This window comes from Actinosynnema sp. (genome assembly GCF_052038725.1).
Window position 1 is genome coordinate 1 of sequence record NZ_JBQGCX010001442.1, and the last position, 4,178, is coordinate 4,178.

4 protein-coding genes are annotated in these 4,178 nt (G+C 75.1%); 2 read left to right on the top strand and 2 right to left on the bottom strand.

Annotated features, from left to right (window positions below; all coding sequences use genetic code 11):
- Positions 1-2 precede the first annotated feature (2 nt).
- Positions 3-896 carry an EamA family transporter gene (locus ACTUAL_RS30475; RefSeq protein WP_440902649.1) on the bottom strand — a complete coding sequence of 298 codons (894 nt, stop codon included), beginning with the start codon at positions 894-896 and terminating at the stop codon, positions 3-5.
- 74 nt (positions 897-970) lie between these two features.
- Here ACTUAL_RS30475 and ACTUAL_RS30480 point away from each other — a divergent pair, with 74 nt between their 5' ends.
- A complete protein-coding gene (locus ACTUAL_RS30480; RefSeq protein ID WP_440902650.1) occupies positions 971-1,885 on the top strand; it encodes a LysR family transcriptional regulator in 915 nt (304 codons plus the stop codon).
- 199 nt (positions 1,886-2,084) lie between these two features.
- Here ACTUAL_RS30480 and ACTUAL_RS30485 read toward each other — a convergent pair whose 3' ends face one another.
- Complete coding sequence (locus tag ACTUAL_RS30485) at positions 2,085-2,756, bottom strand: FadR/GntR family transcriptional regulator (protein ID WP_015804574.1); 672 nt, start codon at positions 2,754-2,756, stop codon at positions 2,085-2,087.
- Positions 2,757-2,839: 83 nt separating this feature from the next.
- On the opposite strand from ACTUAL_RS30485, the gene ACTUAL_RS30490 reads away from it, so the two are divergent.
- Positions 2,840-4,178 (top strand): MFS transporter (locus ACTUAL_RS30490; protein WP_440902651.1); only part of this gene is annotated, 1,339 nt, incomplete at its 3' end.

Genomic DNA, 4,178 nt, shown 5'->3' on the forward strand with positions numbered 1-4,178 from the left:
GGCTACACCGGCACGGCCGCCACGACCGGTTCGGCGCGGCGGCGCGGGCGGGTGAGCGTCGCCACCCCCATGCCCGCCACCACCAGCGCCGCCGCGCCCAGCCGGACCGCCGTGACCTCCTCGTCCAGCAGCAGCCAGCCGGACAGCATCCCGGCCACCGGCACCAGCAGCGCGAACGGCACCACGCGCGGCGCGGGGTAGGTGCGCAGCAGGAAGCCCCACAGGGCGAAGCCGAGCAGCGTCGACCCCCAGGCCACGAACAGCAGCGACCCGACGCCCGCCCAGTCCGCGCCGCGCAGCGCCGCCAGGTCCGCCTCCGGGCCCTCGACCAGCAGCGACAGCGCCAGCAGCGGCAGCACGGCCACCGCGCTCACCCACACGATGAACCGCAGCGAGTCCGGCGACTGGGCCTTGCGGGTCAGCACGTTCGCCACGCCCCACGCGAGCGCCCCGCCCACGACCAGCAGCAGCGCCGACACCGGGCTCGACACCCGGTAGTCCAGCGCGATCGCCACGAACCCGGTCGTGGCCACCGCCAGGCCCAGCACCTGCGCCGGTCGCGGGCGCTCGCCCAGCACCACCGCCGACAGCACCACGGTGAACACCACCTGGCTCTGGAGCACCAGCGACGACAGGCCCGCGGGCATCCCGGCGTGCATCCCGGTGAACACCAGGCCGAACTTCACCACGCCCAGCGCCAGCCCCACGCCGAACACCCACCGCCACGCCACGCGCGGCCCGCCCAGGAAGAGCACGGCGGGCACGGCGGCGAGCAGGAACCGCAGCGCGGAGAACAGCAGTGGCGGGAACTCGGCGAGGCCGACCTTGATGACGACGAAGTTGACGCCCCAGATGACGGCGACGAGCACCGCGACGGCGGAGTGGGCTGGTTTCACGCCCGCCAGTCTCAGCCCGGCCAATCGTTTAGCACCAGAGCTAAGTTCTGAAGCGTGGGGTTTAGCATTGCTGAATGCTCGACCTGGGACGCCTGCGGGCGCTGCACGCGGTGGCGCGGCACGGTTCGGTCGGGGCCGCGGCCTCGGCGCTGGGGTACACGCCGTCGGCGGTGTCCCAGCAGATCACCAAGCTGGAGCGGGAGACCCGCGCGGTGCTGCTGGAGCGGCGCGGGCGCGGGGTGGTGCTCACCGACGCGGCGCTGCTGCTCGTCGACACCGCCGAGCGGGTGCTGGCCCTGGTGGAGGGGGTCGAGGTGGCGCTGGAGCGGCAGCGCGGGCAGGTCGTGGGGGAGCTGCGGATCGGCGCGTTCTCCACCGCCGCGCGCGGGCTGCTGCCCCCCGCGCTCGCGGAGCTCGCGGTGCGGCACCCGGAGCTGGACGCGCGGCTGGTCGAGCAGGACCCGCCGGAGGCGATCGGCGCGGTGGCGCGCGGTGAGCTGGACCTGGCCGTGGCCCACGACTGGGTGAACGCGCCGCTGCCCGTGCACGAGTCGCTGACGCGGGTGCGGCTGGGGGAGGACTACGCGGACGTGCTCCTGCCGTCGGCGCACCGGCTGGCCGGGCGCGCGGCGGTCGGGGTGGCGGACCTGGCGGGGGAGCGGTGGATCTGCCAGCCCGAGGGGACGATCTGCCACGACTGGCTGGTCAACGCGTTCCGGGCGGAGGGCGTCGAGCCGCTGCTGGCGCACCGGGTCGGCGAGTACGAGACCCAGTTGGCGCTGCTGGAGCGCGGGGTGGGGGTGGCGCTGCTGCCCAGGCTGGGGAGGGGCGCGCTGCCGGAGGGCGTCCGCGCGGTGCCGTTCGAGCCCCGGCCGACCCGGCGGGTGTTCGTGGTGTGGCGCGCGCAGGCGGCCAGGCGACCCGCGATCGGGGCCGTGGCGCAGGTGCTGCGGGAGGTCTGGGAGGCGTGGGTCCCGACGCGGGGGTGATGGCGCGGCGGTGACGGCGCGGGGTTGATCGCGCAGCGTTGACGGTGCGGGGGTGACGGTGCGGGGTTGATGGCGCGGCGGTGACGGCGCCGCAGTGAGAGCGGGGTGGTCCCGGCGCGGCGGTGAGAGCGCGCGCGGGTGATCCGCGCGCGGCGCTCCCGCCCGTGCGCGCGAACCCCTCGTGGGCGACCGCCGCCCGCTACTCCCCGTGCCGCTCCAGCAGCTCCTCCAGGAACCCGCCCGCCTCCAGCGCCGCCCGCGCCGGGTCGGCGTCGCGGATCGCCTGGAGCAGGCCCTCGTGGGACAGGTCGTCGTCGTCCGGCGCGGTGCGCACGGTCGCGTCGATGCTGGCCCGCACCGCCTCGGTCAGACCCTGGTACAGCTCGGCCAGCAGGGTGTTGTGCGAGCACTGGAGCAGCAGCTCGTGGAACTGCGCGTCCCGCTCGACCAGCCGCTCCCAGTCCTTCGCGGCCAGCGCCGAGTCCCGCTCGGCGAGCGCGACCTCCAGCCGGGCCAGTTCCTCCTCGGTGCGCTGGGTCGCGGCAAGCCGCGCGCCCTCGACCTCCAGCGTCCGCCGCACCTGGAGCACGTCCCGCAGCTCGCTGCCGCACAGCCTGCGCACCGCCCCGGACAGCTCGCTCGTGGCGCGCACGAACGTCCCGTCGCCCTGGCGGACCTCCAGCAGCCCGGCGTGGGCCAGCGCCCGCACCGCCTCCCGCACGGTGTTGCGCCCCACGCCCAGCGCCGTCACCAGCTCCGGCTCCGGGGGGATGCGCCGGCCGACCGGCCATTCACCGCTGGCGATCGCCCCCCTCATCTGGTCGATCACCTGGTCGACGAGGCCCGCCCGTCGAGTAGTGGCCAACGGCACAGCGGCATCCTTTCATCCAAACATCCTATGTCTGCGATAGTAACCGAGTGTCGATCCAGCAAATCCCGCCAGACCGAATTCCCGTGTCCGTCCACATTGCCACCGATCCGGGTGACGACGCGACGGTGGGAACACATCCGGTCACCGGAGCCGCTGATCAGACCACCGCTGATCCGACGACTGCCGCACCCGCCACCGCGCCCCCGGCCGAACCCGCCCCCGCACCGCGGCCAAACCGGGGCGCCGCGCTGGTCGGCAGCACCCTCCTCGCGGTCGGCGTCGCGCTCGCCGCCGCGAACCTGCGCCCCGCCGTCACGAGCCTGGCCTCCGTGCTCGGCGACGTCCGCGCCTCCCTCGGTGCCACCACCGCGTGGACCAGCCTGCTGACCGCCGTGCCCACCGTCTGCTTCGGCGTCGCCGCGTTCGCCGCCCCGTGGCTGGGCCGCCGCTTCGGCATGGCCCGCGCGGTCGGCGCGTCGCTGGTCGTGCTCACCCTCGGCCTGGTCCTGCGGGTCCTGGACGGCCCTGCCGTGCTGCTCGGCGGCACGTTCACCGCCTGCGCGGGCATCGCGGTGTGCAACGTGCTGATCCCGGTCGTGGTGAAGGAGTCGTTCCCGGACAAGGTCGGGTTCCTGACCGGCGTCTACACCGCGGCGCTCGCCGCCGGGGCCGCCGTGGGCGCCGCCCTCACCCCGACCCTGGAGACCGCGCTCGGCTCCTGGCAGCTCGCCGCCGCCACCTGGGCGCTGCTGTCGACCGCCGCCCTGCTGGTGTGGTCCGCGAGCGCCCGCCACGGCGCGGCCCCCGCCGTCGCAGTCCCCGCCGCCTCCGGCGCCGCGCCCGCCCGTGGCGCCCACCCCGTCCAGCAGCGCCGCACCTCCGTGCTGCGCAGCCCGCTGGCCTGGGTGATCACCGTCTTCTTCGGGCTCCAGTCGCTGCTCGCCTACACCGTCATGGGCTGGCTGCCGCAGATCATGGCCGACTCCGGCGTCGACCGGACCACCGCCGGGATGCTGCTGGCGATCACCATGGTGCTCGGCGTCCCGGTCAGCCTCGTCGTGCCGCCGCTGGCCACCCGCTGGGGCTCGCAGTCCTGGCTGGTCGTGCTGCTCGGCTCGCTGTCCATCGCGGGCATCCTGGGCCTGGCCATCGCGCCGGTCGCCGCGCCCGGCCTGTGGGTGGTGCTGATCGGCACCGGCATGTGCGTGTTCCCGCTGGCCCTGGTGATCATCTCGCTGCGCACCGCCACCGCCGCCGACACCGCGAAGCTGTCCGCGATGGCGCAGAGCATCGGCTACCTGATCTCGGCCGCCGGACCGTTCGCGTTCGGCGTGCTGCGCGACGGGACCGGCGCGTGGACGGTGTCCATGTACGTCCTCGCGGGCATCCTCGTCGCGCTCATCGCCCTGGGCGTGATCGCCG

Excerpts from the sequence above, each read along its gene's own strand:
- ACTUAL_RS30480 (WP_440902650.1), top strand. The coding sequence starts at position 971 with ATGCTCGACCTGGGACGCCTGCGGGCGCTGCACGCGGTGGCGCGGCAC.